Consider the following 24,962-nt stretch of genomic DNA (forward strand, 5'->3'; position numbering starts at 1 on the left):
ACAAGCCGATGGACATGGCGGCGCAGGCGCAGAAGCCGCGGCAATCGCTAGCCGGGCTGTGGAATATCTCGTTCGGCTTCTTCGGCATCCAGATCGGCTTCGCGCTGCAGAATGCGAACATGAGCCGCATCTTCCAGTCGCTCGGCTCGAGCCTCGACGACTTGCCTGCCTTGTGGGTCGCCGCGCCGCTGACCGGGCTCCTCGTCCAGCCCATCATCGGCCACATGTCCGACCGTACCTGGCTCGGCAGATTGGGCCGCCGCCGCCCCTATTTCGTCGCCGGCGCAATACTGGCTGGACTGTCGCTGTTCCTGATGCCCTTGTCGCAGCAGCTGCTGTTCGCCGCCATGCTGCTGTGGATGCTCGACGCCAGCCTCAACATTTCGATGGAGCCGTTCCGCGCATTCGTCGGCGACATGCTGCGCAAGGACCAGCACACCGCCGGCTACGCGGTGCAGACCGCCTTCATCGGCGCCGGCGCCGTGGTCGGTTCGATCTTCCCCTGGCTGCTCGACCATTTCGGCGTGTCGAACGTCGCTGCCGACGGCGCCATCCCGGATACGGTCAAGTTCAGCTTCTGGTTCGGCGGCGCAGCCTTGCTTCTCGCGGTCTTGTGGACCGTGCTCAGCACGCGCGAATATTCGCCGGCGGAAATGGCCGCGTTCGGCGAGGATGCCGAAGCGGGTGAAGACACGACCGTGCGCGCGCTCGCCGCGCGCAGTTTCACGACCAGCGGCCTGTGGATCGCGGCCGGTGCGCTGGTGGTATTCGCCGTCGCCGAGCTGGGGCTGGAAAAGGAAGTCTATCTGCTCGGCGGTCTGCTGATCGCTTACGGCGTCGCCAGCGCCGCCGGCATCGCCTTCGCGCGGCGCGGCGCCACGTCGAACATGCTCGCCAGCATGGTCGGCGATTTCGCCGGCATGCCGCCGGTCATGAAGCGCCTCGCCCTCGTCCAGTTCTTCAGCTGGTCGGCCTTGTTCATCATGTGGATCAACACCACGCCGGTGGTCGCGCGCAATTTCTACGGCTCCGCCGACGCGGCGAGCGCCGCTTATCAGGAAGCCGGCAATTGGGTCGGCGTCCTGTTCGCCGTCTACAATGGTGTCGCCGCCATCGCGGCTCTTGCCCTCCTTCCGGTTCTTGCGAGAACGATCGGCAAGGCGCGCACGCATATGGTCTGCCTGCTCTGCGGCGCCGCCGGCTACGCGAGCTTCTTCGTAATCCGGGACCCGCAGATGCTGGTGGTTTCAGAGGTCGGGATCGGCATCGCCTGGGCGTCGATCCTTGCCATGCCCTACGCGATCCTCGCCAGCAGCCTGCCGCAGCGCAAGCTCGGCATCTACATGGGCCTGTTCAACATCTTCATCGTCGTGCCACAGCTGCTCGTCGCAACCGTGATGGGCTCGATCATGAAGGCCTTTTTCCCGGACCAGCCGATCTGGACGATGCTCGCCGCCGCAGTCGTGATGGCGATTGCTGCGCTCGCCATGCTGCGGGTGAAGGAGCGCTAGCGGGCCAGCCCAGCGGCCGCAGCGGCGCGTTCTGCGACCGTTTCCATGCTGTCACCCGCCGCATAGAACCAGGTCCCGCCGACGCACAGCACGGGGTCGATCGCGAGCCAGTCGCCCGCCGTATTCGGACGAATGCCGCCGGTCGGGCAAAATCGCACCTGGCCGAATGGACCTGCGAGTGCCTTCAGCGCGGCAATGCCGCCGGATGCTTCGGCCGGGAAGAACTTGAACCGGTCGAGCCCGACATCGAGCCCGCGCATGATGTCGCCCGGCGTCGCTACTCCCGGCAGGAAGGGAATGCCCGACCCGGCAACGGCGCGCGCCAGCGGCTCCGTGAGGCCCGGCGACACGATGAACTGAGCGCCGGCTTCGGCTGCATCGTCGAGCTGGCGCTCGTCGAGCACCGTCCCCGCCCCGACGATCGCTCCGGGAATTTCGCGCATCCGCCGCAGCGCGCCCAATGCTTGCGGCGTGCGCAGCGTGACCTCGAGGACGGGGAGGCCCGCGTCGACGAAGCTTTGCGCAAGCGCCGCCCAATCCTGCTCGCCGTCGAGCACGAGCACGGGGATCACCGGCGCGGTGCGCATGATCTGATCGATGGTCATCCATGCTCCTTCGCAAAGGCCGCTGCAGCGCCGATCAGCCCGGGTTGCGGATGGGTGATCAGCTTGACCGGCATGTCACTCATCCGCCGTTCGAACCGCCCCTTGGCGGTGAAGCGGTCGTAGAATCCGGAGCGGGCAAGATGGTCGGCGAGGCGCAACCCGACCCCGCCCGCGATGACGACGGCCGACGCGCCCTGTGCGAGCGCGAGGTCCCCCGCCACTGCGCCGAGCGTCAGGCACAGCCGGTCGAGCGCCGCATTGGCGAGGCTGTCGGTGCCGGCGAGAGCCGCGCTCCACAGCGCCTTGTCGTCGTGGAAAGTCAGGTCATGGTTCTCGATCGCACCCAAGGCTTCGTAGAGGTTCCAAAGCCCCTGCCCCGACGCGACCCGCTCGATCGAGACGCGACGGAAGTGCCGGCGAAGCTCGGCAAGGATCCGGTCTTCGAGCACGTCCAGGGGCGCGAAGTCGATATGGCCGCCTTCCGTTTCGACGACATTGTATCCACCGTCCGTCCTTAGCAGGGCGGCGACCCCAAGCCCCGTGCCCGGGCCGACGATGCTGATCATGCCGCTGTCCGGCAGCGGCCGATCCGGCCCGAAAAGGTGACGGAAATCGTCGCCGCCAAGCGTCGCCACCGCATGCCCCACCGCGCCGAAGTCGTTTACGATCGTATAGCGGTCGACGCCGAGCCGCTCCTTGATCAGCGCCGGCCGGATCACCCACGGATTGTTCGTAAGCTTCAGCACCTCGCCGGCCACGGGCCCGGCAAATGCGATCGCCAGCTCGTTCGGCAGGTCGCCGCCGCAGCGCCGGCCGAACTCCTGCCACGCCAGTTGGAAGCTGCCATGCTCGTTCGTCTTGAGCGTCACCGGTTCGTCCAGTGCCGTGACGCGCCCGCTCTCGATCTCGGCAAGCGCGAACCGCGCATGCGTGCCGCCGATGTCCGAGACGGCGATGCGCCGCGTCATGCGCCCTCTGCGTCCATCGCGGCGAGCATCGCCGAAGCGCCGGCCTCTGCATCGTCGCATGCCATGCGCATCATCGCGAACAGCTCGCGCCCGGTGCCGACAGGCGGAGGCGGCGAGTTTGCCGGCGCCCGCGACGCGATGTCGACCCCGACGGCTTCGAGCACGCCTTCGCGAGCGTCGAGGCGCACGATGTCGCCGTCGCGGATCCGCGCGAGCGGACCATCGGGCAGCGCTTCCGGCGAGCAATGGATGCCCGCGAGCACCTTGCCGCTGGCGCCGGACATCCGGCCGTCGGTGACCAGCGCCACCTTGAACCCGCGGTCCTGGATGACGCCGAGCGCCGGGGTGAGCTTGTGCAGCTCCGGCATGCCGTTCGCGCGCGGACCCTGGAACCGCACCACGACGACCACGTCGCGGTCGAGTTCCCCCGCCTTGAACGCCTCGAGCACTTCATTCTGGTCGGAAAAGCAGCGGGCCGGCGCCTCGACGACCCAGCGATCCGGTTCGACGGCGCTGACCTTGGCAGTTGCGCGGCCGAGATTGCCCTGGACGAGGCGCATGCCGCCCTCCGGCTGGAAAGCCTGGGAGACTGGCCGCAGCATGTCGAGGTCGGTGCTGTCCTCCACCGGCCTCCACACCAAAGCGTCGCCGTCGAGTTCCGGATTGCCCGTCCAGGCGTCCATCGATTCCGCACCCGCTGTCAGCACATCACTGTGCATCAGGCCCTCGGAACCGAGCGTCTGGCGCACGAACGCCATGCCGCCGGCACGGTGGAAGTCGTTCACGTCCTTCGCGCCGTTCGGATAGACGCGCGCGATCAGCGGCACGGCTCCTGACAGTTCGGCAAAATCTTCCCAGTCGATGCGGATCCCGGCGGCGCGCGCAATCGCCGGCAAATGGATTGCGTGGTTGGTCGACCCGCCGGTCGCGAGCAGCCCGGCCATCGCGTTGACGACCGCCCGCTCGTCCACAACTTCGGCCAGCGGCCGCTCGCCGCTTCGGCCGAGCTCCGCAAGCCGGTGGACCGCCGCGCGGGTCAGCGCCTGGCGCAGCGGGGTGCCCGGGTTGACGAAGGCCGCGTTGGGGATGTGCAGCCCCATCAGTTCCATCATCATCTGGTTTGAATTGGCCGTGCCGTAAAAGGTGCAGGTGCCGGACGTGTGGTATGACGCCGCCTCGGCCTTCAGCAGCTCCTCCTTGCCGACCTTCCCTTCGGCATAGAGCTGGCGGACGCGCTGCTTCTCCTTGTTCGGCAGCCCGGACGGCATCGGCCCCCCCGGCACCAGCAGCATCGGCAAATGGCCGAAGCGCAGCGCGCCGATCAGCAGCCCCGGCACGATCTTGTCGCAAATGCCGAGCAGGGCCGCGGCCTCGAACATGCCGTGGCTGAGCGCGACCGCGGTGCTCATCGCAATCACGTCGCGGCTGAACAGCGACAGGTCCATGCCCGCCTGCCCCTGCGTCACGCCGTCGCACATTGCCGGGACGCCACCCGCGACCTGAGCCGTCGCGCCGACTTCGCGCGCGAAAATCTTCATCTGCGCCGGATAGTTTCCGTACGGCGCGTGCGCCGACAGCATGTCGTTATAGGCGGTGACGATGCCGATGTTCGGCCCGCGCAAGTCGCGGATCGCGGACTGGTCCTCGCCCGAGCCGGCAAAGCCATGCGCGAAATTGCCGCAGCTGAGGCGCGGGCGGTTGATCCCGCGCTCCTTCTGCTCGGCCATTAGTTCGAGATAGCGGCGGCGGCTGGGCTTGGACCGCTCAATGATGCGGTCCGTGACTCTTGCGATGGTGGGATTGAGGGCCATGGCGCTGATGTGGGCCTTCGATCCTATTCGTGCCAGCTAATGCCGTCGCGCTCGGTCAGCGCGATGGCGGCGGACGGGCCCCAGGTTCCCGCCGCATAGGGGCGCGGCGTCATGCCCTTTTCGGACCAGGCGGCGCGGATGCGGTCGATCCACGCCCATTGCGCCTCCACCTCGTCGCGGCGGACGAACAGCGTCGGGTCGCCTTCGATGAGGTCGAGGAGCAGCCGTTCATAGGCGATGCGCCGGCGGTACTCGCTGAAGGCATTGGCGAGCCCGATATCCAGCGGGATCTCGCGCAGCCGCACGCCCTGCCGGTCGAGCCCCGGAGTCTTCGCCATCAGGTGCAGGCTGATCGTTTCTTCCGGCTGCAGTCCGATGATCAGCCTGTTGGGCTTGGTCGTCGCGCCGCGGGACGCGAAAATTGAATAAGGCACGTCGCGAAACTGGATTAGGATTTCGGTATCGCGCCGCGGCATCCGCTTTCCGGTGCGCAGGTAGAATGGGACGCCCTTCCACCGCCAATTGTCGATGTGGGCCTTGAGCGCGACGAACGTCTCCGTGTCGCTGGCGCGGCCGAGTTCGTCGGCATAGCCGGGCACCGTCTCACCATCGATCGCGCCGCGCCCATATTGGCCGATAACGCTATTCGCTTCGACGCCGTCGGCAGTGATCGGGCGAAGCGCGCGCAGCACCTTCACCTTCTCGTCGCGAACGGCCGCGGCATTGAAGTCGGTCGGCGGCTCCATCGCCACAAGGGCGAGCAGCTGGAGCATATGGTTCTGCACCATGTCACGAAGCGCGCCGCTCGATTCATAATAATCGCCGCGGCCTTCCAGCCCCACCGTCTCGGCGACGGTGATCTGGACATGGTCGATGTGCGTGCTGTTCCACAGCGGCTCGAACATCGCATTGGCGAAGCGAAGCGCGAGGACGTTCTGGACCGTCTCCTTGCCGAGGTAATGGTCGATCCGGAACGTGCGCTCTTCCGGAAACGCGGCGGCGACCGCGTCGTTGATCTCGCGGCTGGACTCGAGGTCGTTGCCGAGCGGCTTCTCGAGCGCCATCCGCACCGTCGGGCAGGCAAGCCCGGCCGCGGCGAGGCCGTCGATCGTCGCCTTGAACAAGGACGGCGCCGTCGACAGGAAAATCGCGACGCCATGGCAGGGATCGCCGACGGTTTCCGCCAGCCGCCGGAACCCGGCTTCGTCCTTGATATCGAGCGGCACGTAGCGGAGCCGGCGCAGGAACCGGCCCGCGACCTCATCCTTGTAGAAGCCGTCGGGCAGGTGCTCGCGCAGCGCCTCGTCCGCGCGCTGCTGGAAACCGCTGTCGTCAATCTCGGTCCGGGCGGTACCGATGATCCGCAGATCCTCCGGCAGCAGGCCGTCGGCGTCGAGGCCGTAGAGCGACGGCAGCAACATGCGCCTGGCGAGGTCGCCGGTGGCGCCGAACATCAGGAGCGTCGAGGATTTCGCGGCCATGCTCCTGCTATACGGGCCGTTTCGCGCCCGCAAAGAACGAATACGTATCCGTAGCCCGCCTTATAGCCCGCTGCCGGCGAAGGTCTGGCCGTCGGGATCGAGGTCGCGAAGGTCGCGGCCGCGCGTTTCCTTCCCGAACATGGCGACGAGCGCGAGTGCCGCCACGGTCGGGACGATGATGATGATCGTCACGATCGCCAGCGGCGGCACCAGCGCAAGGATGGCGAGCAGCTGCGCGAACACGCCCCCGGCCTTGCTGCACGCCGCAACCGTGCCGGTCGTCCGCCCGCGGATGCGCAGCGGAAAGCTCTCGGCCGCATAAGGAAGAAGCATGGCGATCAAGGCGTTGGTCCCGACGATCAGCAGCGCCACGGGAAGAACGGGGCTGCCGCGACCGGTGAACTCGAGGTTTAGGACGCCGAGCAGGCCGGCGATGGTCACCGCCAGCGATCCGACGACCGACCATTTCGCGCTCCACCTGCTGTAGGTGAAGGCGACGAAGAAGGTCGTCGGCAGCGCGATCAGCGCGGATTCGGCGAGCAGCTTACTCGTCAGCTCGACGCTATAGCCCTTCGACACCAGGTCGGACGGGAGCCACAGCAGAAGCCCGAAATAGATCAGGCCGAAGCAGATCGCCGCGAGGCTGAGCGCGACCAGCTTGCCCGCAAAAGCCCGGCCCGTCAGAGCCGCACCAGACGCTCGGGCGACGCGCGGCTCTGGCTCGGGCCGGCTCTTGTGGGCCTTCGATCCGAACCGCTCCATCACGCGCGCCGCTTCCTCGCTCCGCCCCCGGGCCAGCAGGAACTTGGCGGATTCAGGGATCAATCCGCCGAGAAGGACAAGCGCGATCCCGGTCGGCAGGTTGAGCAGCCACAGAATCCGCCAGCTGAAGATTGGCTGCAGGAGCGCGGAAAACCCGCTCGCCGCGACATAGCCGAGCGCTGCGCCAAGGCCGCCGACCAGCACCAGGCTCCAGCCGCGGTGACGGCTCGGCATCATCTCGGCGAGCAGCGCGTAAGTGACGGGAAGCATGCCGCCGGCCGCCATGCCCATCATGAAGCACATGCCGACATTCCACGCGAGCGAAGGCATGGCGCCGCAGATCGACGTGCCGACGAACATCACCGCGGACAGCAGGATGGTCGCCTTGCGCCCGTAAATGTCCGCCAGCGTGCCCCAGATCACCGACCCAAGCACGGTCCCGACCAACGCCGCGAACGGCACCAGCGACACCGTGGCGCGCGGCTGCTCATATTCGGCAAGCATGCCGGGGATGGTGAAGCCGAGGCTTGCCGGCTTCATGATGTCGATCGCCAGCGCGAGGACGAGGACGATCATCAGCCGCCAGTGCGCCCAGCCGAGCGGCGCGTCCTCCGGCGGCGAGACGACGATCTCCTGCCCCGCCGCGCGCTGTTCGACGATGCGAGTCGGCAGCAGGCCGTAAGCGGCAAGGAGGACGCCGGCGACGATCAGCGCCATGCCGCCGACCATGGCCCCGTCCATCGCCATGCCGGTCAGGCGGTAGTCCATGGTCCGCGCCATCGCGAACATTGGCATGTGCAGCAGCACGCCGGCAACCACCGCTATTACGCCCAGCGCAAGCGCCCATCCGCCACGCCGCTCCGCCATCCTGTTGCTGCTGCTTGTCATCGCGAGGCGCACCATCGGGCTATCGGCGCCGACGTCAACCAGGGTTCCGGATTAGGTTGCCCTAACCTCGAGATAAATGCTGGCTGGGGCGGCAGGATTCGAACCTGCGAATGCCGGTACCAAAAACCGGTGCCTTACCACTTGGCGACGCCCCAGCAGCGCGCCCGCTTGTGCGGGAGAAGGCGCGCTTATAGCGGCCGCTGGCCCGCTGCAAAGGGGCCAGAGCCGCGCTTATTCGTTCGGTATGCGGCCGTTGACGAGGTCGTCGTAATCCTTGGCGAGCTGCCGCGTCAGGTCGCCGACCTCGAACTTCCAGGGACCGATCGACTGCACCGGCGTCACTTCGGCGGCGCTTCCGGTCAGGAAGCATTGCTCGAAGCTTTCGAGCTCTTCCGGCCAGATCGTCCGCTCGATCACGTCGACTCCGCGGTTGCGGGCGAGATCCATGACCGTTCGGCGCGTAATCCCGTCGAGGAAGCAGTCGGGCGTCGGCGTATGAAGCGAACCGTCGCGCACGAAGAAGACGTTGGCGCCGGTCGCCTCGGCCACCTGCCCGCGCCAGTCGAGCATCAGCGCATCGTCAAAGCCGCGGCTGTCGGCATGCTGCTTTGACAAGGTGCAGATCATGTAGAGGCCCGCCGCCTTGGACTCCGTCGGTGCGGTGTAAGGCGCAGGCCGCCGCCACGGGGCGATGTCGAGGCGGATGCCGTTCTTCGCGAGTTCGGGATCGAAATATTTGCCCCAGTCCCACGCGGCGATCGCCAGGTGCGGCTTGGTGCTGCCGGCGGCGACCCCCATCGATTCCGACCCGCGCCACGCGACCGGGCGCATATAGGCGTCGGTCATGCCGTTGGCCTCGAGCACTTCGTTGCACGCGGCATCGATCTGCTCGACGCTCCACGGCAGCTCGAACCCGAGCAGCTCGGCGCTGCGCCGCAGCCGGCGGCTATGCTCGGTCAGCTTGAAGATCACGCCGTTGTAGGCGCGCTGCCCTTCGAACACCGACGACGCATAATGAAGCGCGTGGGTGAGGACATGGACGCGCGCGTCGCGCCATTGCACGAGCTCGCCGTCGAACCAGATCCAGCCGTCGCGGTCGTCGAACGGCGCTTGTGGTGGTGGTGCCATGAGGCGCGCCTAGTGCAGGCGCCCGCCCTCTTCAAGCGAACCCTCTTCAAGCGACGGGACCCGCGCCTCCGAAGCAAGCACGGCGCCGCGCCGCGACGCGGCTTCGATCGTCTCCCCGACCAGCCGGTCCAATGCACCGTCACGGTCGAGCACCGCTAAGCCTGCCTCGGTCGTGCCCTTGGGGCTTGCGACGCGCTGCGCCAGCGCGCCCATGTCCTCGCGGGTCGTTGCACCCAGCCATGCGGTCCCGAGCACGGTCTCGCGCGCGATCGCTGCCGCAATGTCGTGCGTAAGGCCACGCTGGACGCCAGCCTTCGTCAGTGCGGCGATGAAGCGCGCGACATAGGCCGGGCCGGCGCCGGCGACGGAGCCGAGCGCGGCAAGCTTCGCTTCGTCGGCCATCCACATGGCAAAGCCGAGCGCGGCGAACATGTTGCCGACGTCCTGCCGCGCATCGTCCGGCGCATCCGCGGTGTAGAGGCCGATCACGCCGCGGCGGATCGCAACGGGAAGGTTCGGCAATGCCCGAACGATCGATCCGGCATTGGGCAGCCTGGCGCGCAGGCTCGCAACTTCGACGCCGGCAAGCAGCGACACGACGACGCTGTTGTCGAGCAGGAAGTCGTTCAACTCAGGGGCAACAGCGTCGAGCTGTTGCGGCTTGAAGCCGAGCACGACGAGGCGCGGCGGCGAGGCGGAGTCCGGCAAGCGGCTGATCGTGTTGGTGCCCTCGACGGGCCTGCCGCTCGGCCGGATGACCGTCACGCCGGAGACGTCGAGGCCGCCGAGCCGCCAGCCGTCGATGATCGCCTGGCCCATGTTGCCGCAGCCGACGAACCAGGTCGGCTCCGGTAGCTTCAAAAGATCGCTCATTCCTCGCCTGCTCTAGGCTTCGCCATGCGTGTCGATCAGCGCGGCGGAAATCGCCTCGGTCGGCGCCTTGCCGCCCCACAGCACGAACTGGAACACCGGATAGAAGCGCTCGCACTCCTCGACCGCGGCTTCGGCGATCGCCTCGGCCTGCTCGAAGCTCAGCCCTTCATTTTCGCGCGCGTCGAGGATGGTCGAGTGGCGGAACACGACGAGGCCGGACGTCGACCACATCTCGAAATGGCCGAGCCATAATTGCTCGTTGATCAGGCTCAGCGATTCATAGATCGCCGAGCGCTTTTCCGACGCCACCTTGATGTCGGGGAAAGCGAGGAACTGGAGGACCTGGTCTTCCGGGCGCCACACGCCGCGCAGCTCATAGGTTGCCCAGCTGCCCGTCGCCGACGCGATGATCTCGCCTTCGCCGGTCCGCTCGCAGGCCCAGCCGCGCGCCTCGAAATATTGCTCGAGAACCTCGATCGGCGCGCCGTCGTCGCGCTCGTCCTGAATCTCTTCCTCGCTCAGGTTCACGCCTCCGGGCTCGCCTTCGCGCCGCCGCTCTTCTTCGTGCCGGCCGCTGGCCCCGCGACCTTCGCTTCAAGCGCGGCGATGCGGGCCTTGAGGATTTCGTTCTCGTCGCGCGCGGCGCTCGCCATCGCCTTGATGGCCTCGAACTCGTCGCGGCCGACGAAGTCGGTGCCGGCAAGCCACTCGCGGAACTTCTCCCGCGCGCCGGATTCCGCTTCGCGGCTCATGCCGGCGAAGGTGCCGGCGACGCCGTTCACCATCTTCACGAAATCGTCGAACAGCCTGTTTTCGGATTGCATTTCAGCTCTCCCTTTCGGTCGCGGAAATAGGCACTTGGCCGCAAATCCGCCACCCCGGCCTCAAAACCTATCCCCAACTGGCTGAGACTATCCCCAGTTTTCAGATGCCGAGCAGCGATGTCCCGGCGTTCGGATTGAGCTTGGCGATGCTGCCGTTCAGCGTCGCCGCGAACACCAGCCAGCACAGATACGGCACCATCAGCAGCCCCGCGGCCCGGCGGATGCGGTAGAACTGGCCGGCGGTGATCGCGGCGACGATGATCATGGTGATGATCACCGCCTGGGCGAGCTCGATGTCATGGGCGGCGAAGAAGATCGGCGACCAAGCGAAATTGAGCGCCAGCTGCGCGAAGAAGAAGGTGACCGCGATCCTGCGGCGGTCGGATTCCGGCTCGGCAAGCACCATCGCCAGCGCGACGCCGAGCATCGCGTAGAGGATCGGCCAGACGACCCCGAACGCCCAGCCCGGCGGCATGAAGCTCGGCTTGTCCAGCCGCGCGAACCAGCCGTTGTCGTAGCCGGAATTGGACAGCCAGCCGCTGATCCCGCCGCCGACCTCGATCAGCAGGACGCAGACCAGCGCCAGGTTCCACATGCTGCGCTTGCGGGTCGCTTCAGCCATTCTTCTCCGCTCCCATCAGGAACTCGACATTGCCTTCCGGCCCGGTGATCGGGCTCGGCACGATCCCGAGTACGGTCCAGCCCTGGGTTTCAATCCATGCTTTCGCTTCTGCGCAAACCCGCTCGTGCACCTGCGGGTCCCGGACGACACCACCTTTCCCGACTTCCTCACGTCCCGCTTCGAACTGCGGCTTGATCAGCGCGACCAGCTTCGCGCCCGCTTTCGCGAGTCTGAGCGGCGCTTCAAGCACCTTGGCGAGGCTGATGAAGCTCGCGTCGCACACGACCACGTCGACCGCGTCCGGGACGGTGCTGCTGTCGAGCGTCCGGGCGTTGGTCTGCTCGTGGACGACCACCCGCGGGTCCTGCCGAAGCTTCCATGCCAGCTGGTTAGTGCCGACGTCGATCGCATAGACCTTCCCCGCGCCGCGCGAGAGCAGCACGTCGGTAAAGCCGCCGGTGGAGCTGCCGATATCGAGGCCGATCGCCCCGCTCACATCGAAACCGAAATGCGTCAGCCCATGATCGAGCTTGATCCCGCCGCGCGAGACCCACGGATGGTCCTTCCCCCGAACCTCTAGCGGCGCATCTTCAGCAAGCATGTCGCCGGCTTTCCCCAGCTTCCGCTCACCCGAAAACACCGCCCCAGCCATGATCAGCGCCTGCGCCCGCGACCGGCTCTCCGCCAGACCTCGCGAGACGAGCAACTGGTCCGCGCGGACCTTGGCTATGCGCGAACCTCTTCGACGCCGGCGCTGTTCACGCGCAGGGCCTTCAGCACCATTTCGACGATGTGCGGCGCGTTGAGGCGCGCCTGGTCGTACTGCTTGTCGGGCTTGTCGTGGTCCTGGAAGACGTCCGGCAGCCGCATGGTGCGGATCTTCAGGCCGGCGTCGGTCAGCCCCTCGTCGCTCGCCAGCGTCAGCACATGGGCGCCAAGCCCGCCGATCGCCGCTTCCTCGACGGTCACGACGACCTCATGGGTCGCCATCAGCCGCCGGATCAGCTCGCTGTCGAGCGGCTTGGCGAAGCGCAGGTCGGCGATGGTCGTCGACAGGCCCTTGGCGTCGAGTTGGTCGGCCGCCTTCTCCGCTTCCGCCAACCGCGTCCCGAGCGAGAGGATCGCGACCTTCTTGCCCTCGCGCACGACGCGACCCTTGCCGATCTCCAGCACCTGCGGCTCCGCGGGCAGCGCCACTCCCCGTCCCTCGCCGCGCGGGTAGCGCACCGCGATCGGGCCGCTGTCATGCTCGGCCATGGTCTTCACCATGTGCGCAAGCTCGGCCTCGTCCGATGGCGCCATGATCACGAAGTTGGGCAGCGTGCAGAGATAAGCGAGGTCGAACGAGCCGGCGTGGGTCGCGCCGTCGGCACCGACCAGCCCGGCGCGGTCCATCGCGAAGCGGACCGGCAGGTTCTGGATGGCAACGTCGTGGACGACCTGGTCGTACGCGCGTTGCAGGAACGTCGAGTAAATGGCGACGAACGGCCGATAGCCCTGCGCCGCCATGCCGGCCGCGAAGGTCACCGCATGCTGCTCGGCAATGCCGACGTCGAACGCGCGGTCCGGATGGGCTTGCGCGAACTTGTCGACGCCGGTGCCCGACGGCATCGCCGCGGTAATGGCGACGATCCGCGCGTCATTGTCGGCGAGCTTGGCAAGGCTTTCGCCGAACACGTTCTGGTATGAAGGCGGTCCGCCGCCGGGGCCCTTGTCCTGCTTGCCCGACACGACATCGAACTTGACGACCCCGTGATATTTGTCGGCGCTGTTTTCCGCCGGGCCGTAGCCCTTCCCCTTCTGGGTGACGACATGGACCAGCATCGGGCCCATGTCGGCGTCGCGGACATTCTCCAGCACTTCGACCAACGCGTTCACGTCGTGCCCGTCGACCGGACCGACATAATAGAAGCCGAGCTCGTCGAAGAGCGTGCCGCCGGTCACCAGCCCGCGCGCATATTCCTCCATCCGCTTGGCAGCGACGTGCAGCGGCTGCGGCATCGCCCGGGCGAGCCTCTGCGCCAGCTTGCGCGGTGCCAGATATTTGCCGGAGCTGACCAGCCGCGCGAGCGAGTTGCGCAACGACCCGACCGGCGGTGCGATCGACATGTCGTTGTCGTTGAGAATGACGACCAGCCGGTTTCCGGCGGCGGCGGCATTGTTCATCGCCTCATAGGCCATGCCGGCCGACATCGCGCCGTCGCCGATCACCGCGACTGCTTTGCCCGGCGCGCCCGACAGCTTGTTGGCAATGGCGAAGCCGAGCGCTGCCGAGATGGATGTCGAACTGTGGGCGGCGCCGAACGGGTCGTACTCGCTCTCGCTGCGCTTGGTGAAGCCGCTAAGCCCGCCGCCCTGGCGAAGCGTGCGAATGCGATCGCGCCGTCCGGTGATGATCTTGTGCGGATAGGCCTGGTGGCCGACGTCCCAGATCAGCTTGTCGTTCGGGGTGTCGAACACATAATGGGCCGCGACCGTCAGCTCGACGACGCCGAGCCCCGCGCCCAAATGCCCGCCAGTCACCGACACGGCCGAGATCATCTCCTGCCGAAGTTCGTCGGCAAGCTGGGGAAGCTGATCCTTGCTCAGCTGCCGGAGGTCGGCCGGATATTGGACCTGGTCCAGCAGCGGCGTTTGCGGGCGATCGCTCATTCGGGGCGCCTTACGCGCAACTCACACGAGTGTCATCACGGGCTAAAGGGCTGCCACGGCCTTTGCGGCCGATTTCAGCGAATGCTCAGCTGTGCCTCAGGCGGCTCAGGTGTCGCAGTCGCCGCACGTGCCGCGAACCTCGATGACCGGGCGCGGCGCGGAAAAGCCGGCTCCTGCCGCGGCCTTGCGGATGCTCCCCGACAAGCTGTCGTCGTCGATGTGCACCGTCTGTCCGCATTCGTCGCAGATCAGGAAGATGCAGTCGTGCAGGCATTCCGGATGCTGGTTCGCGATGTAAGCGTTGGCGCTTTCGACCCGCCGCGCGAGGTTGGCGCCCACGAACAGGTCGAGGATGCGGTAGACGCTGTTGGCGGCGACCCGGCGGCCTTCGCTCTTGGAGAGCGCTTCGGCCACGTCATAGGCGCTCGCCGGCTTGTCGAAGCTGGCGAGCACGTCGAAGACCGCTTCGCGCATCCCGGTCCATTGTTCGCCAGCATCGGTCAGCCGCTGGCGCGCAGCGGCCTTCAGCGATTCGCCCTCATGGAGCTTGTGATCGTGACGGCTCATGGCTGACCTCTTGGGTAGCGTTCGCTGCACCGAGGAGCAAGCGAACGGCTATTCGGCGGCAAGCGCGTTGAGGCGATGGCCGAGGGCCAGGATCAGCACCCCGGCGATGGTGAAGACGGGCTCATAGCCGGTCTCGTGAAGGGTCAGCGCGAAGCCCATGATGACGAGCCCCGCGGCGCCGACCAGGCTCGGCAGCACGAAGCCATGGTCGCGGATGCCGCGTCCGAGTGCGACGGCGCCAAGGATCATCGCCAGCCCGAGGCCGACTTCATGGATGATCGGCTTGCCGAGCAACCCGCCGGCCGAGGCGACAACCGCCAGAAGCACCGCAGTGGCGACGCAATGGACCGTGCAAAGGGCCGAAAGGCCGATTGCAAGACGGTCGAGACGACCGACAGAGATGGGCTGCGATGCCATGGCCGAATGTACATAGGCCGACACTTCGCCCGATACAATATATCATGCGTCGCTTTTCACCACTTGTTTGTCGGTCCGCCGCACGCAAATAGGCACTCGTCTCATGAGCACCGCCGCAATCTCCTCGCCCGCCACCGAGCGCGGCAGCCGCGCCCGCCCGCTCGCGCTGTCGAACCTGCTGCTGTTCGTTGCATTCCTCGTCTTCGGCATGGTCGTGGTCGGCGGCATCACGCGGCTGACCGAAAGCGGCCTGTCGATCACCGAGTGGAAGCCGATTACCGGCGCCGTGCCGCCGCTCACTCAGGCGGACTGGAACCACGCGTTCGACCTCTACCGGCAAACGCCTGAATATCGCGAGATCAACGGCCCCGCCGGCATGGGCCTCGCCGAGTTCAAGCAGATCTTCTTCTGGGAGTTTATCCATCGCCAGCTCGGGCGGCTGATCGGCCTGGTGTTCGGCCTCGGCCTTCTCTGGTTCGCGGTTAAGCGCGCGATCCCCCGCGGCTATGGCTGGAAGATGGTGGGCCTGCTGGTGCTCGGCGGCGCCCAGGGCGCCCTCGGCTGGTACATGGTCGTCTCCGGCCTCGCGGACCGCACCGACGTCAGCCATTTCCGCCTCTCGGCGCACCTCCTCCTGGCACTCACCATCATGGGCGCGCTGATCTGGGTCGCGCTCGACCTCAGGCGCCTTGCACGGACCGGCACCGACAACCCGTCGCGCCTGAAGCCGTTCGCGGTTGCCACGATCGGCGTCCTGTTCGTGCAATTGCTCTACGGGGCCTGGGTTGCCGGCCTCAACGCCGGACAGGTGGCGCCGACCTGGCCCGACATGCAGGGCCGCCTGGTGCCCGAAGGCATCGACTGGAGCCGCGGCGCCGGCTGGGCGCTGACCCACGACCCCTTCCTCCTGCACTTCATCCACCGCTGGTGGGCGTGGGTCGTCGTTGCCTTCATGGTCCTGTTCGCCCGCAAGATCCGCAAGCTCGAAGGCGCCCGCCGCGCTTCGATCGCCATCCACAGCGCCTTCGGCACGCAAGTGCTGCTCGGCATCTTCACGGTGCTGTCCGGCGTCGCCATCTGGCTTGCCGTTCTCCATCAGGCCACCGGCGCGCTGCTCGTCGCCGCGACGGTCTGGGGAGCGCATGAGCTGGGACGCCGCCCGGCGTGAGCGTCGTTTCGGTCTACGCCATCTTCGCGGATGCCGAGGAAGCGGCGCGCATCGGCCGCACCGTGATCGAAGAGCGGCTGGCCGCCTGCATCAACATCTTGGCGCCGGTTACCTCGATCTACCGCTGGAAAGGCGAGGTGGAAGAAGCCCAGGAAGTCGCCGCTATCCTCAAGACCTCGAGCGGCAGCGTCGACCGGCTGATCACCCGGATCGCCGGCCTGCACAGCTATGACGTGCCGTGCATCGTCACCTGGCCGATCGACAAGGTGTTGAGCAGCTACGCTGCATGGGTCGAAGACAGCGCCGGCTAGAAGTCGTGCTTGTCGAGGTAGAGGTAGCCGGGATCGAATTCCGCCACCCCTTCGAGACCCTTGCGATCCAGAATGGTCAGGCGGCGGTTCTCAAGCTCGATCAGGCCGCGCCGCCTCAGTTCCTGGATGGTGCGATTGGCATGGACCACCGTCAGGCCCAGGCATTCCGACAGCTCGCGCTGGGTCAGAGGGAAATCGTAGCCGTTGTCTTTGACGGCATCGACCATGTCGAGCCGTACGTTCATTTCGCAGAAGAGATGCGCCATGCGCGCGATCGCCGACCGCTGGCCTAGCGAGAGCGCCAGTTCGCCGCGGATCGCCCCATCGATGTTGGTGAGGAACCAATAAGCCCGCGCGAGCCGAGGATAACGCTCGATCATGTCGCGCAACCGATCGTGCGGGACCACCGCGATCGAGCAGTCGGTCATCGCCACGACATCATGGTCTAGGTGCTTCAGCGTGAAGCCGTGAAGATCGGGGAAGTCGCCCGCGACGTGCAATTCGATCACCTGCCGCTCGCCGCTCCGCAGGTCCTTGCTTCGCGCCATCCAGCCGTCTTCGAGCGCGAAGCTGGAGCCGAGAGGCTCGCCGGCGCGAACGACCACGTCGTCCGCGCTGACCGTCCGCATCTCGCTGACCAGGCCACAAATCACCCGCTCTTCCTCTGAGCTGATGTCGATCCGTCTTTTGAGTTTTTTGAGGTGAGCTCCAAGCATACGCCACGCCTTGTGCAACGCACCGAGGAAAATAGGCTTAACCTAAGTTACACATCCGATACAATTAAAAAACACATTTGTTTTCAATAGTTAACAGCCGTGCGGCGATGTAACCTAGGTGAATAGCCGTCCGTTGGACACATGGTAGTCCGACCGTACTTCGCGTGGGGGAATGCTTGCCGAACTATCGCCTGTACCGGCTCGACGGGGCTGGCCGCATCAGCGGTGCCGACTGGATCGAGGCGGCCGACGATGTCGACGCGTCGAACAAGGCGCGCGAGCGTGCGGCGGGTTCACGCTATGAGCTGTGGCAGCAGGACCGGCTGATCGAGCGGATCGCCGCCAAGGGCAAATAGCCGCGCTCAGGCGTCCTTCGCCTCGCCGGCGCTGAACGGCACGTCGTCGAGCTGCCGGCGGAGCGCCTCAATGTCCTTATTTGCCTCGCCGCCGCCATATTTGGATTCGAGCTCGGCTTCGTCCGACGTCTGCTCGCGCCAATAGGTAATGGTCAGGCGCCGCCCGAACACCTCGTCGCCACGGATCTTCATTTCCGCCTGGTGCTCGGCAGGCAGATTGTCGCGGATCGTCTCGAGATAGCGGATCAGGTCGTCGAGCGAGGTATATTCGCTGATATCAATGAAGTCTTTTACGCGTCTCGGCACGGGCGCTTGCTCTCCGGCGTGAATTGAACGGGGGGGCGCTAAACTCTGGTCAGCGCCAACTAAGGCTCATCCCCGACCGAAGCAACGCGCAAGCGCGCGGATTCATCCAATAGCGGTCCGCCAGTGCATCAGGCGGTCGTGGAGGCCTTGGCGTCGAGGTGCCGGCGGTCACGCTCCAGGTGCAGATAGTTCGGGTTGAACATCGCGGCCTCGATCATCCGCGGCAGGTCGAGAATTTGCAACCGCCTGCGTTCCAGCTCGATCAGCTTGTCGCGGCGGAGATCCTGAAGCGTACGATTGACGTGCACCGGGGTAAGCCCCGCCGCATCCGCAAGGTCGCTTTGTGTCAGCGGGAAATCGCAGCAACCATCATGCGCCCTGCCCACCGCTTCCAGGCGCATGTACAGCTCGATCAGAAGATGGGCGAGGCGCTCGTAAGCACTGCGTTGGCCAAGGTTCAGCGTCCATTCCCGCTGGATGGCCATCGCGACGAGCTCGTGCCGCCAAAGCGCCTCGGTGATCCGCGGTCGATCGTGGGTCAGCTCCTCCATTTCGTCAGGCGTGATCGCCGCCACCTTGAGCCGGGTGATGGCGCCGACGCTGTGGTCCATATGCTTGAGGAGAAAGACGTTCACGTCGCAAAAATCGCCGGTAAGGAACATGCTGACGATCTGCCGCTTGCCATCCGGCAATTGCTTGTAGCGGCACGCCCAGCCGTCGAGCACCAGGTGCACGTGGGTTGGCGTGTCCCCTTCCGAGATCAGGTCGCGGCCAGCATCCGCGGTCTTCACGGTTCGGCAAACCCGTGCCAGCGCAGACCGGTCACCGGCGGACAATCTGGTGAAGGCTTCGAGCTTCGAGGCCACTGCGGACGCTCGATCAGGGTGAACTCCCCCTCGAACCTCCGTAAGCAGCGGCATGAAGCTTCATCCTTATCTATGTTAGGGTTTCAACGCCCGGCGACCGGAAAGGACGCATAGCTATCCCTGAGAAGCGAAGTCGGCGCGGTCGGCGGCCATCCCGTGGCACGCAGAAATGCCGCGCATCGAATGCTTTCGACCCGCGGCACTCCTTAATTGATGGCGCAGCTAAGCTGCGCGGATCTCGATGCTGAAGCTTAGATAACGCCGAGCAGCCACAGGATCAGGATCAGAAGCAAAAGTCCGCCAAGACCGATGTACATGGCCGTTCCTCCTGGTTGGTTTTGCAGCTGAAACGATAGTCTGCCCGTCATCGTTCCGGTCGTTTCGTTCCCGTCAGGAACTCTCATGGGTATGATTTTACCCGTCCGCAAAGTGCCGGATTTGCTTGACTTATCGGCGCTCCGACGCGAATAGCGCCTCCACGGCGGTGCCATCCGACAAGGTTGAGGCGCCGCTTTTCTCGTTTGATAAGAGGTCTAACGCCATGAAGGCGCTGATGAAGACGACCAAGTCGGCAAAGCCGGCCGAGGTCGAGAAGAAGTGGCATCTGATCGATGCCGACGGCCTGGTGGTCGGTCGCGTCGCGACGATCATCGCCAACCTGCTGCGCGGCAAGCACAAGCCGAGCTTCACGCCGCACGTCGATTGCGGCGATCACGTCGTCGTCATCAACGCCGACAAGGTGCGCTTCACTGGCCGCAAGCTCGACCAGAAGACGTACTACAAGCACACCGGCTATGCTGGCGGCCTCAAGGAAATCACCGCGGGCAAGGTGCTCGACGGCCGGTTCCCCGAGCGCGTGCTCGAAAAGGCGGTTGAGCGCATGATCCCGCGCGGCCCGCTCGGCCGCGAGCAGATGCGCAGCCTGCACCTCTACAACGGCACCGAGCATCCGCATGCCGGCCAGAACCCCGAAGTCCTCGACGTCGCGTCGATGAACCGCAAGAACAAGGTGGGCGCCTAATGTCCGACAATCGTGAATCCATTGCCGACCAGCTGAGCGCGGGCACGGCGCCCGCCCCGGCGGCCCCGGCTCCAGACGCTCCGGCCGCTGCCGCGGGTGACAATGCCGACGCCGTCGCCGGCGACGATAATGGCGTCTCCACGCAGGGTCCGCAGATCGAGGCCGTCCTTCGCGAGCAGCAGCTCGACAAATACGGCCGCGCTTATGCGACCGGCCGCCGCAAGGACGCCATCGCGCGCGTCTGGCTGAAGCCGGGCTCGGGCAAGATCACCATCAACGGCCGCGAGCAGGAAGTCTATTTCGCCCGCCCGACGCTTCGTCTCGTCATCAACCAGCCGTTCGGTATTACCGACCGCGCTGGCCAGTATGACGTCGTCGCGACCGTCGTCGGCGGTGGTCTGTCGGGCCAGGCCGGCGCCGTCCTGCACGGCATTGCCCAGGCGCTGACCCGCTACGAGCCGGCGCTGCGGACGACGGTCAAGCAGGCCGGTTTCCTGACCCGCGACCCGCGCGTCGTCGAGCGCAAGAAGTACGGCCGCGCCAAGGCCCGCCGCAGCTTCCAGTTCTCGAAGCGCTAAGCGAAAGCTCAGTTCGTTACGCGAGGGGCGGTCCGGACATCCGGGCCGCCCTTTCGCATTTCGGGGAGCGCGAACCGGCAACCGAGTTGCATCGCCCTCCAGGCGTCGGCATGGGCGCGCCATGCTCAAGGTCGGCAACCTATTCTTCCCGGACGGGGAAACGCACTTCACCTCGCTTGGCGATCAGGTCCTCAAATATGGGAAGTACGACCGCCTCGCCGCCTACAAATATGTGAAGGACTGGCGGCTCGCGATCGACATCGGCGCCAATGTCGGGATCTTCTCGTGGGACTTCTCGCACCGCTTCAAGAAAGTGCTGGCGTTCGAACCGATGCCGGCCACGCGCGAATGCCTTGAGCAGAATGTCCGCAAGAACGTCCGCGTCATGCCCTATGCCTTGAGCGATGCGCCGGCGACCCTCGAAATGTATCAGACCGACACTTCAGGCGCGTCCTTCGTGACCAGCCATCCCGGCGTCGCCGTGCCGTTCGGCGACCTCGACCCCGGCAAGGTCGTCAAGGTGAAGGCGCGCACGCTCGACAGCTTCACCTTCGAAGCCGTCGACCTCATCAAGATCGACATCCAGGGCGCCGAATATCCGGCACTGCTCGGCGCCCGCGAGACGATCCTGCGCCACCGGCCCGTGCTCATGGTCGAGGAGAAAGCCGCGAGCATCGACAAGGTCGGCCCGGAGGTGCACGCCGCCCAGGCCGAGGCGATCGCGAGGACGGCCGACCTGCTCCGCTCCTACGGAATGACGCCCAAGGAGAAAGCCCAGTCCGACCGGATCTACGTATTCGACGACTGATGGGGCAGCTGCCCGGTCTGGCGTAGCGCCTCGCCAAGCGCCAGCGCCGCGGCAGTCGCGACGTTCAATGACCGCACCTCGGCGCGGATCGGCACCCGCACCTTTTCGTCGCAGGCATCGGCGATCTTTTGCGGCACGCCGGCGCTTTCCTTGCCGAACAGCAGGACGTCGTCACGGTCGAACAGAAAGTCATAGGCCGATCGCTGGCTCTTGGTCGTGAACAGCACCAGCCGCTTGCCACCGATCGACTGCCGAAAGGCGGCGAAGTCCGGATGCCGGACGACAGTGACGTGGTCGATATAGTCCATCGCGGTCCGCCGCACCCGGCGATCGTCCCAAGCGAAGCCCATCGGCTCGATGAGGTCCACGGCGACGCCCATGCAGGCCGCCAGCCGCATCACGGTGCCGACGTTGCCGGCGATCTCAGGCTCGAACATCGCGAGGCGCATGGCGGCACCGCTAGCGCAGCGCCGCCCCTTCGCGCCACCCGCGGGTCTCAGGCAGCGAGTTGCGGCAACAATTCCTCGAGCTGGTCGAGCTGCTGCGGCAGGCCGGCAGCCGCGCCCTGCATCGCTTCTTCGAGCGCGTCGCTGTTCGGATAGGTTTCGTGGAAGGTCAGCAGGGTCTTGCCGCCGACATCCTGGAAGGTGACGGTCGTGACCGCGCCGTCCGCCTCTTCCTCATTGGTCGAGACGATCCGCTCATTGGGGACGACTTCGATATATTTGCCGTAGAAGGCCATGGTCTGCCCGCCGGCGCCGAACTCCAGCCGGTACGTACCGCCCGTGCGCACGTCCATCTCGCATGCGACCAGCGTCCTCGGCGCACCCTTGGGCACCCACCATTGACGGAACAGCTCGGCCTCGCTCCAGGCCCTGAACACCAAATGCGCGGGCGCGTCGAAGGTGCGGGTCACGACCAGCTCCCGGTCGCCTTTGCGTTCGATCGCGGTGCGGTTTTGCGCCGCCTCCTGGTTAGTCGCCTGCTGGTCCATCTCTTTCCTCCTGTTTCATGTCGTTGAGAAGCTCGTCGAGGGCATCGAACCGCGCCTCGAAAAGCTTGCGATAGTCTTCGATCCACTGCGCTTCGGCCTCGAGGGACCCGTGCCCGAGCTTGCATGTCCGCACGCGCCCGACCTTCTTCGTCGTGACCAGCCCTGCCCGCTCGAGCACGGCGACGTGCTTCTTCATGCCCGTCAGCGTCATGTGGAACTTGTCGGCCAGGCTGGAAATCGAGGCGTCGGCCCGGCCGAGCTGCTCGAGCACGCCGCGCCGCGTCGCATCGGACAGCGCCGCGAAGGAGAGATCGAGAGCGGGACTCGCATACTGAACCATATAGTTCAGTATTGGCAGGCTCCCGGCATGGACGCAAGAGGCCCTTTCCTGCCGCTTCCTTCTATGGTCCACTCGCCCCTATGATCAGCCGCCTTCACCAACTCATCCGCTCGCCCGCCGCCCGCCGTCGGGCTGCTGCAATCGCTGCTTTTCACGCGCTCGCCCTGGCCGCCTCACCGGCCGCTGCGGACCCGCTCCTGCTGCGGCCGGCGCGCGTATTCGACGGCGTCGACCCGAGGCCGCACGAAGGCTGGCAGGTGCTGGTCGACGGCGACAAGATCGTGGCCACAGGACCGAACCTCGCGCCCCCTGCGGGTGCCAGGATCATCGACCTTCCCGGCACGACGCTGATGCCCGGCATGATCGAGGGCCATTCGCACCTGTTCCTCCACCCCTATGACGAGACGCTTTGGGATGATCAGGTTCTGCACGAGCCGCTTGCCCTGCGCACGGCGCGCGCGGTCGTTCAGGCGCAACGGACGCTGAAAGCCGGCTTCACTACGGAGCGGGACCTTGGCACCGAGGGTGCGGGTTTCGCGGATGTCGGCTTGGAACAGGCGATCGACGAAGGCATCGTCCCGGGGCCGCGCCTGCTCGTCGCAACCAGGGCGATCGTCGCTCGCGGAGCTTACGGCCCCAAGGGCTTCGAGCCGGGTGTTGAGGTGCCGCAAGGCGCGCAGGAAGTCAGCGGCGTCGAGGAGACCGTTCGCGCCGTTCGCGACCAGATCGCCGCCGGCGCCGACCTCGTGAAATTTTATGCCGACTATCGCCACGGCAAAGGCGAGCCGAGCCGCCCGACATTATCGCAGGCGGAGCTCGACGCCGGCGTCGCCGCGGCCCATGACGCGGGCCGCGAGGTCGCCGTTCACGCCAGCACGCCCGAGGGCATGATGCGGGCAGTCCGCGCCGGCGCCGACACCATTGAGCACGGCTATGGCGGCACCGCGGAAGTGTTCAAGGCAATGGCCGCAAGACGGATCGCACTTTGCCCTACCCTCGCCGCCTCGGAGTCCACTGCCCGCTACTTCGCCAAGTGGAACGGCCAGGAGCCGGCGCCTGAAAGCGTCCAGCAGAACCGCCGCGCCTTTCGCGCCGCGATGCAGGCAGGCGTGCCCATCTGCATGGGCGGCGACGTCGGCGTTTATACGCACGGCAAGAACTGGCTCGAGATGGAGGCCATGCAGCGCGCCGGAATGCCCGCCGCCCAGGTGCTGATCGCCGCCACCTCCGGCAATGCGCGCATCTTCAAGCTCAAGGACCGCGGCGCCGTCCGCCCGGGCCTCCTCGCCGACCTTGTCGCCGTGGACGGTGATCCGACGCACGACATCTCGGCCGTGCGCCAGGTCCGCCTCGTGGTCAAAGGGGGGAAGCTGGTCGTCGCGCCTTAGCGGTTGACGGTCGCCATGCCCTGCGCGTGGTAGCGCTCGCCCGCCGCCGCTCCCGGCGGCAGGATCGCGTCGAGGCGCTTTAGCTCCTCGTCATCGAGCCGCACCTCGAGCGCGCCGATATTCTGGTCGAGGTAGCGGACGCGCTTGGTACCGGGGATCGGCACGATATCCTCGCCCTGCGCCAGCACCCAGGCGAGCGCCAGCTGCGCCGTCGTGCAGCCCTTCGCCTCGGCCATCGCCTCGACTTCGCGGACCAGCTGGATGTTCTTCTCGAAATTCTCGCCCTGGAAGCGCGGATGGTTCTTGCGGAAGTCGCCTTCCGGGAAATCGTCCGGCGTCTTGAACTCGCCCGTCAGGAAACCGCGGCCGAGCGGCGAATAAGCGACATAGCCGATGCCGAGCTCGCGCACCGTCGGAAGCACGTCCGCCTCCGCATCGCGGCTCCACAGCGACAGCTCGGTCTGCACCGCGCTGATCGGGCTTACCGCATGCGCCTTGCGGATCGTCTCCGGCGCTGCTTCGGAAAGGCCGAGGAAGCGGATCTTCCCCTCCTCCTTCAGCCGCGCCATCTCGCCGACCGTGTCCTCGATCGGCACCTTGGTGTCGACGCGGTGCTGATAATAGAGGTCGATCGTCTCGACATTCAGCCGCTTGAGGCTCGCCTCGCAGGCGGAGCGGACATAATCGGGGTCGCCGCGCACGCCCAGGAACTCGCCGTTGGGCCCACGGACATTGCCGAACTTGGTCGCGAGGAACACGTCGCCGCGGCGGTCGGCGATCGCACGCCCGACCAGCTCCTCGTTCGCGCCCCAGCCGTACATGTCGGCGGTGTCGAGGAAGGTGACGCCGCGCTCGATCGCATGGTGGATGGTCGCGATCGATTCCGCTTCGCTGCCGCCGACGTAAAATTCGCTCATGCCCATGCAACCGAGGCCGATGGCCGACACTTCGGGTCCGTCGCGGCCGAGCCGCCTCTTTGCGATTCCGAACATCCTTGTTCC

Annotated in this window: 29 protein-coding genes and 1 tRNA gene; 8 read left to right on the forward strand and 22 right to left on the reverse strand. The window is 66.3% G+C overall.

Annotated elements, in window-relative coordinates:
* The first annotated feature begins 14 nt into the window (after positions 1-14).
* A complete protein-coding gene (locus VIL42_00990; GenBank protein HEY8591422.1) occupies positions 15-1,511 on the forward strand; it encodes an MFS transporter in 1,497 nt (498 codons plus the stop codon).
* Here VIL42_00990 and eda read toward each other — a convergent pair.
* The 15 genes from eda to VIL42_01065 all read right to left on the reverse strand — a co-directional run bounded on the left by eda (position 1,508) and on the right by VIL42_01065 (position 15,109).
* On the reverse strand, positions 1,508-2,116 hold the full coding sequence (eda, locus tag VIL42_00995; GenBank protein HEY8591423.1) for a bifunctional 4-hydroxy-2-oxoglutarate aldolase/2-dehydro-3-deoxy-phosphogluconate aldolase: 609 nt from the start codon (positions 2,114-2,116) through the stop codon (positions 1,508-1,510). The two genes, VIL42_00990 and eda, sit on opposite strands and share 4 nt — an antisense overlap.
* Entirely contained in the window at positions 2,113-3,084 is a 972-nt protein-coding gene (gene glk, locus VIL42_01000) for a glucokinase (GenBank protein HEY8591424.1), read from the reverse strand. Before glk ends, eda begins: the two co-directional genes overlap by 4 nt.
* Positions 3,081-4,895 (reverse strand): phosphogluconate dehydratase, encoded by a 1,815-nt coding sequence (gene edd / locus VIL42_01005; GenBank protein ID HEY8591425.1) that lies wholly within the window; start codon positions 4,893-4,895, stop codon positions 3,081-3,083. Before edd ends, glk begins: the two co-directional genes overlap by 4 nt.
* A gap of 23 nt (positions 4,896-4,918) precedes the next feature.
* On the reverse strand, positions 4,919-6,376 hold the full coding sequence (zwf, locus tag VIL42_01010; protein ID HEY8591426.1) for a glucose-6-phosphate dehydrogenase: 1,458 nt from the start codon (positions 6,374-6,376) through the stop codon (positions 4,919-4,921).
* Between the two features lie 60 nt (positions 6,377-6,436).
* A complete protein-coding gene (locus VIL42_01015; protein HEY8591427.1) occupies positions 6,437-8,005 on the reverse strand; it encodes an MFS transporter in 1,569 nt (522 codons plus the stop codon).
* A 101-nt stretch (positions 8,006-8,106) separates the two neighbouring features.
* Positions 8,107-8,181: transfer RNA gene (locus VIL42_01020), tRNA-Gln, on the reverse strand.
* Between the two features lie 76 nt (positions 8,182-8,257).
* Entirely contained in the window at positions 8,258-9,154 is an 897-nt protein-coding gene (locus VIL42_01025; protein HEY8591428.1) for a branched-chain amino acid aminotransferase, read from the reverse strand.
* 9 nt (positions 9,155-9,163) lie between these two features.
* A complete protein-coding gene (locus VIL42_01030) occupies positions 9,164-10,027 on the reverse strand; it encodes a pyrroline-5-carboxylate reductase dimerization domain-containing protein (protein HEY8591429.1) in 864 nt (287 codons plus the stop codon).
* A gap of 12 nt (positions 10,028-10,039) precedes the next feature.
* Positions 10,040-10,549: a YbjN domain-containing protein gene (locus VIL42_01035; protein ID HEY8591430.1), complete on the reverse strand. Its 510-nt coding sequence runs from the start codon at positions 10,547-10,549 to the stop codon at positions 10,040-10,042.
* A 2-nt stretch (positions 10,550-10,551) separates the two neighbouring features.
* On the reverse strand, positions 10,552-10,851 hold the full coding sequence (locus VIL42_01040) for an accessory factor UbiK family protein (GenBank protein HEY8591431.1): 300 nt from the start codon (positions 10,849-10,851) through the stop codon (positions 10,552-10,554).
* A gap of 100 nt (positions 10,852-10,951) precedes the next feature.
* On the reverse strand, positions 10,952-11,473 hold the full coding sequence (locus VIL42_01045; protein HEY8591432.1) for a TspO/MBR family protein: 522 nt from the start codon (positions 11,471-11,473) through the stop codon (positions 10,952-10,954).
* Positions 11,466-12,203 carry a TlyA family RNA methyltransferase gene (locus VIL42_01050; GenBank protein ID HEY8591433.1) on the reverse strand — a complete coding sequence of 246 codons (738 nt, stop codon included), beginning with the start codon at positions 12,201-12,203 and terminating at the stop codon, positions 11,466-11,468. The genes VIL42_01045 and VIL42_01050 overlap by 8 nt, the downstream gene beginning before the upstream one ends.
* Positions 12,200-14,125 (reverse strand): 1-deoxy-D-xylulose-5-phosphate synthase, encoded by a 1,926-nt coding sequence (gene dxs / locus VIL42_01055; GenBank protein HEY8591434.1) that lies wholly within the window; start codon positions 14,123-14,125, stop codon positions 12,200-12,202. Before dxs ends, VIL42_01050 begins: the two co-directional genes overlap by 4 nt.
* Before the next feature lie 105 nt (positions 14,126-14,230).
* Positions 14,231-14,692, reverse strand: a complete 462-nt coding sequence (locus tag VIL42_01060) for a Fur family transcriptional regulator (protein ID HEY8591435.1) — start codon at positions 14,690-14,692, stop codon at positions 14,231-14,233.
* A 48-nt stretch (positions 14,693-14,740) separates the two neighbouring features.
* Positions 14,741-15,109 (reverse strand): MerC domain-containing protein, encoded by a 369-nt coding sequence (locus tag VIL42_01065; GenBank protein HEY8591436.1) that lies wholly within the window; start codon positions 15,107-15,109, stop codon positions 14,741-14,743.
* Between the two features lie 103 nt (positions 15,110-15,212).
* Here VIL42_01065 and VIL42_01070 point away from each other — a divergent pair, with 103 nt between their 5' ends.
* Positions 15,213-16,277 carry a COX15/CtaA family protein gene (locus VIL42_01070; GenBank protein ID HEY8591437.1) on the forward strand — a complete coding sequence of 355 codons (1,065 nt, stop codon included), beginning with the start codon at positions 15,213-15,215 and terminating at the stop codon, positions 16,275-16,277.
* Positions 16,274-16,588 carry a divalent-cation tolerance protein CutA gene (gene cutA / locus VIL42_01075; protein ID HEY8591438.1) on the forward strand — a complete coding sequence of 105 codons (315 nt, stop codon included), beginning with the start codon at positions 16,274-16,276 and terminating at the stop codon, positions 16,586-16,588. The genes VIL42_01070 and cutA overlap by 4 nt, the downstream gene beginning before the upstream one ends.
* On the opposite strand, the gene VIL42_01080 is transcribed toward cutA, so the two are convergent.
* The gene (locus tag VIL42_01080) at positions 16,585-17,304 is read right to left on the reverse strand and encodes a Crp/Fnr family transcriptional regulator (GenBank protein HEY8591439.1); all 720 of its coding nucleotides are present in this window, start codon (positions 17,302-17,304) and stop codon (positions 16,585-16,587) included. The genes cutA and VIL42_01080 overlap by 4 nt on opposite strands.
* Before the next feature lie 176 nt (positions 17,305-17,480).
* Between VIL42_01080 and VIL42_01085 the strand changes: the two genes are divergently transcribed.
* Complete coding sequence (locus VIL42_01085) at positions 17,481-17,660, forward strand: hypothetical protein (protein HEY8591440.1); 180 nt, start codon at positions 17,481-17,483, stop codon at positions 17,658-17,660.
* A gap of 6 nt (positions 17,661-17,666) precedes the next feature.
* Here VIL42_01085 and VIL42_01090 read toward each other — a convergent pair whose 3' ends face one another.
* Both VIL42_01090 and VIL42_01095 read right to left on the reverse strand, forming a co-directional pair.
* The gene (locus VIL42_01090; GenBank protein ID HEY8591441.1) at positions 17,667-17,966 is read right to left on the reverse strand and encodes a hypothetical protein; all 300 of its coding nucleotides are present in this window, start codon (positions 17,964-17,966) and stop codon (positions 17,667-17,669) included.
* Positions 17,967-18,094: 128 nt separating this feature from the next.
* Positions 18,095-18,832 (reverse strand): Crp/Fnr family transcriptional regulator, encoded by a 738-nt coding sequence (locus VIL42_01095; protein HEY8591442.1) that lies wholly within the window; start codon positions 18,830-18,832, stop codon positions 18,095-18,097.
* Between the two features lie 541 nt (positions 18,833-19,373).
* Between VIL42_01095 and rplM the strand changes: the two genes are divergently transcribed.
* From rplM to VIL42_01110, 3 genes are all read left to right on the forward strand, one after another.
* Entirely contained in the window at positions 19,374-19,853 is a 480-nt protein-coding gene (rplM, locus tag VIL42_01100) for a 50S ribosomal protein L13 (protein ID HEY8591443.1), read from the forward strand.
* Positions 19,853-20,431 (forward strand): 30S ribosomal protein S9, encoded by a 579-nt coding sequence (gene rpsI / locus VIL42_01105; protein HEY8591444.1) that lies wholly within the window; start codon positions 19,853-19,855, stop codon positions 20,429-20,431. Before rplM ends, rpsI begins: the two co-directional genes overlap by 1 nt.
* Before the next feature lie 121 nt (positions 20,432-20,552).
* Complete coding sequence (locus VIL42_01110; protein ID HEY8591445.1) at positions 20,553-21,239, forward strand: FkbM family methyltransferase; 687 nt, start codon at positions 20,553-20,555, stop codon at positions 21,237-21,239.
* Here the strand turns inward: VIL42_01110 and VIL42_01115 are convergent.
* Genes VIL42_01115 through VIL42_01125 form a run of 3 tightly spaced genes read right to left on the reverse strand, consistent with a single transcriptional unit; the run spans position 21,221 to position 22,573 of the window.
* On the reverse strand, positions 21,221-21,688 hold the full coding sequence (locus VIL42_01115; GenBank protein ID HEY8591446.1) for a TrmH family RNA methyltransferase: 468 nt from the start codon (positions 21,686-21,688) through the stop codon (positions 21,221-21,223). The genes VIL42_01110 and VIL42_01115 overlap by 19 nt on opposite strands.
* Positions 21,689-21,735: 47 nt before the next feature.
* Positions 21,736-22,233, reverse strand: a complete 498-nt coding sequence (locus VIL42_01120; protein HEY8591447.1) for an SRPBCC family protein — start codon at positions 22,231-22,233, stop codon at positions 21,736-21,738.
* Positions 22,214-22,573 carry a helix-turn-helix domain-containing protein gene (locus VIL42_01125; GenBank protein ID HEY8591448.1) on the reverse strand — a complete coding sequence of 120 codons (360 nt, stop codon included), beginning with the start codon at positions 22,571-22,573 and terminating at the stop codon, positions 22,214-22,216. The genes VIL42_01120 and VIL42_01125 overlap by 20 nt, the downstream gene beginning before the upstream one ends.
* An 80-nt stretch (positions 22,574-22,653) precedes the next feature.
* Here VIL42_01125 and VIL42_01130 point away from each other — a divergent pair, with 80 nt between their 5' ends.
* Positions 22,654-23,961, forward strand: coding sequence for an amidohydrolase family protein (locus tag VIL42_01130; protein ID HEY8591449.1), 1,308 nt, complete (start codon positions 22,654-22,656; stop codon positions 23,959-23,961).
* On the opposite strand, the gene VIL42_01135 is transcribed toward VIL42_01130, so the two are convergent.
* A complete protein-coding gene (locus VIL42_01135) occupies positions 23,958-24,953 on the reverse strand; it encodes an aldo/keto reductase (GenBank protein ID HEY8591450.1) in 996 nt (331 codons plus the stop codon). The two genes, VIL42_01130 and VIL42_01135, sit on opposite strands and share 4 nt — an antisense overlap.
* Positions 24,954-24,962 lie beyond the last annotated feature (9 nt).

The sequence above is a fragment of the Sphingomicrobium sp. genome (assembly GCA_036563485.1).
GTDB lineage: Bacteria > Pseudomonadota > Alphaproteobacteria > Sphingomonadales > Sphingomonadaceae > Sphingomicrobium.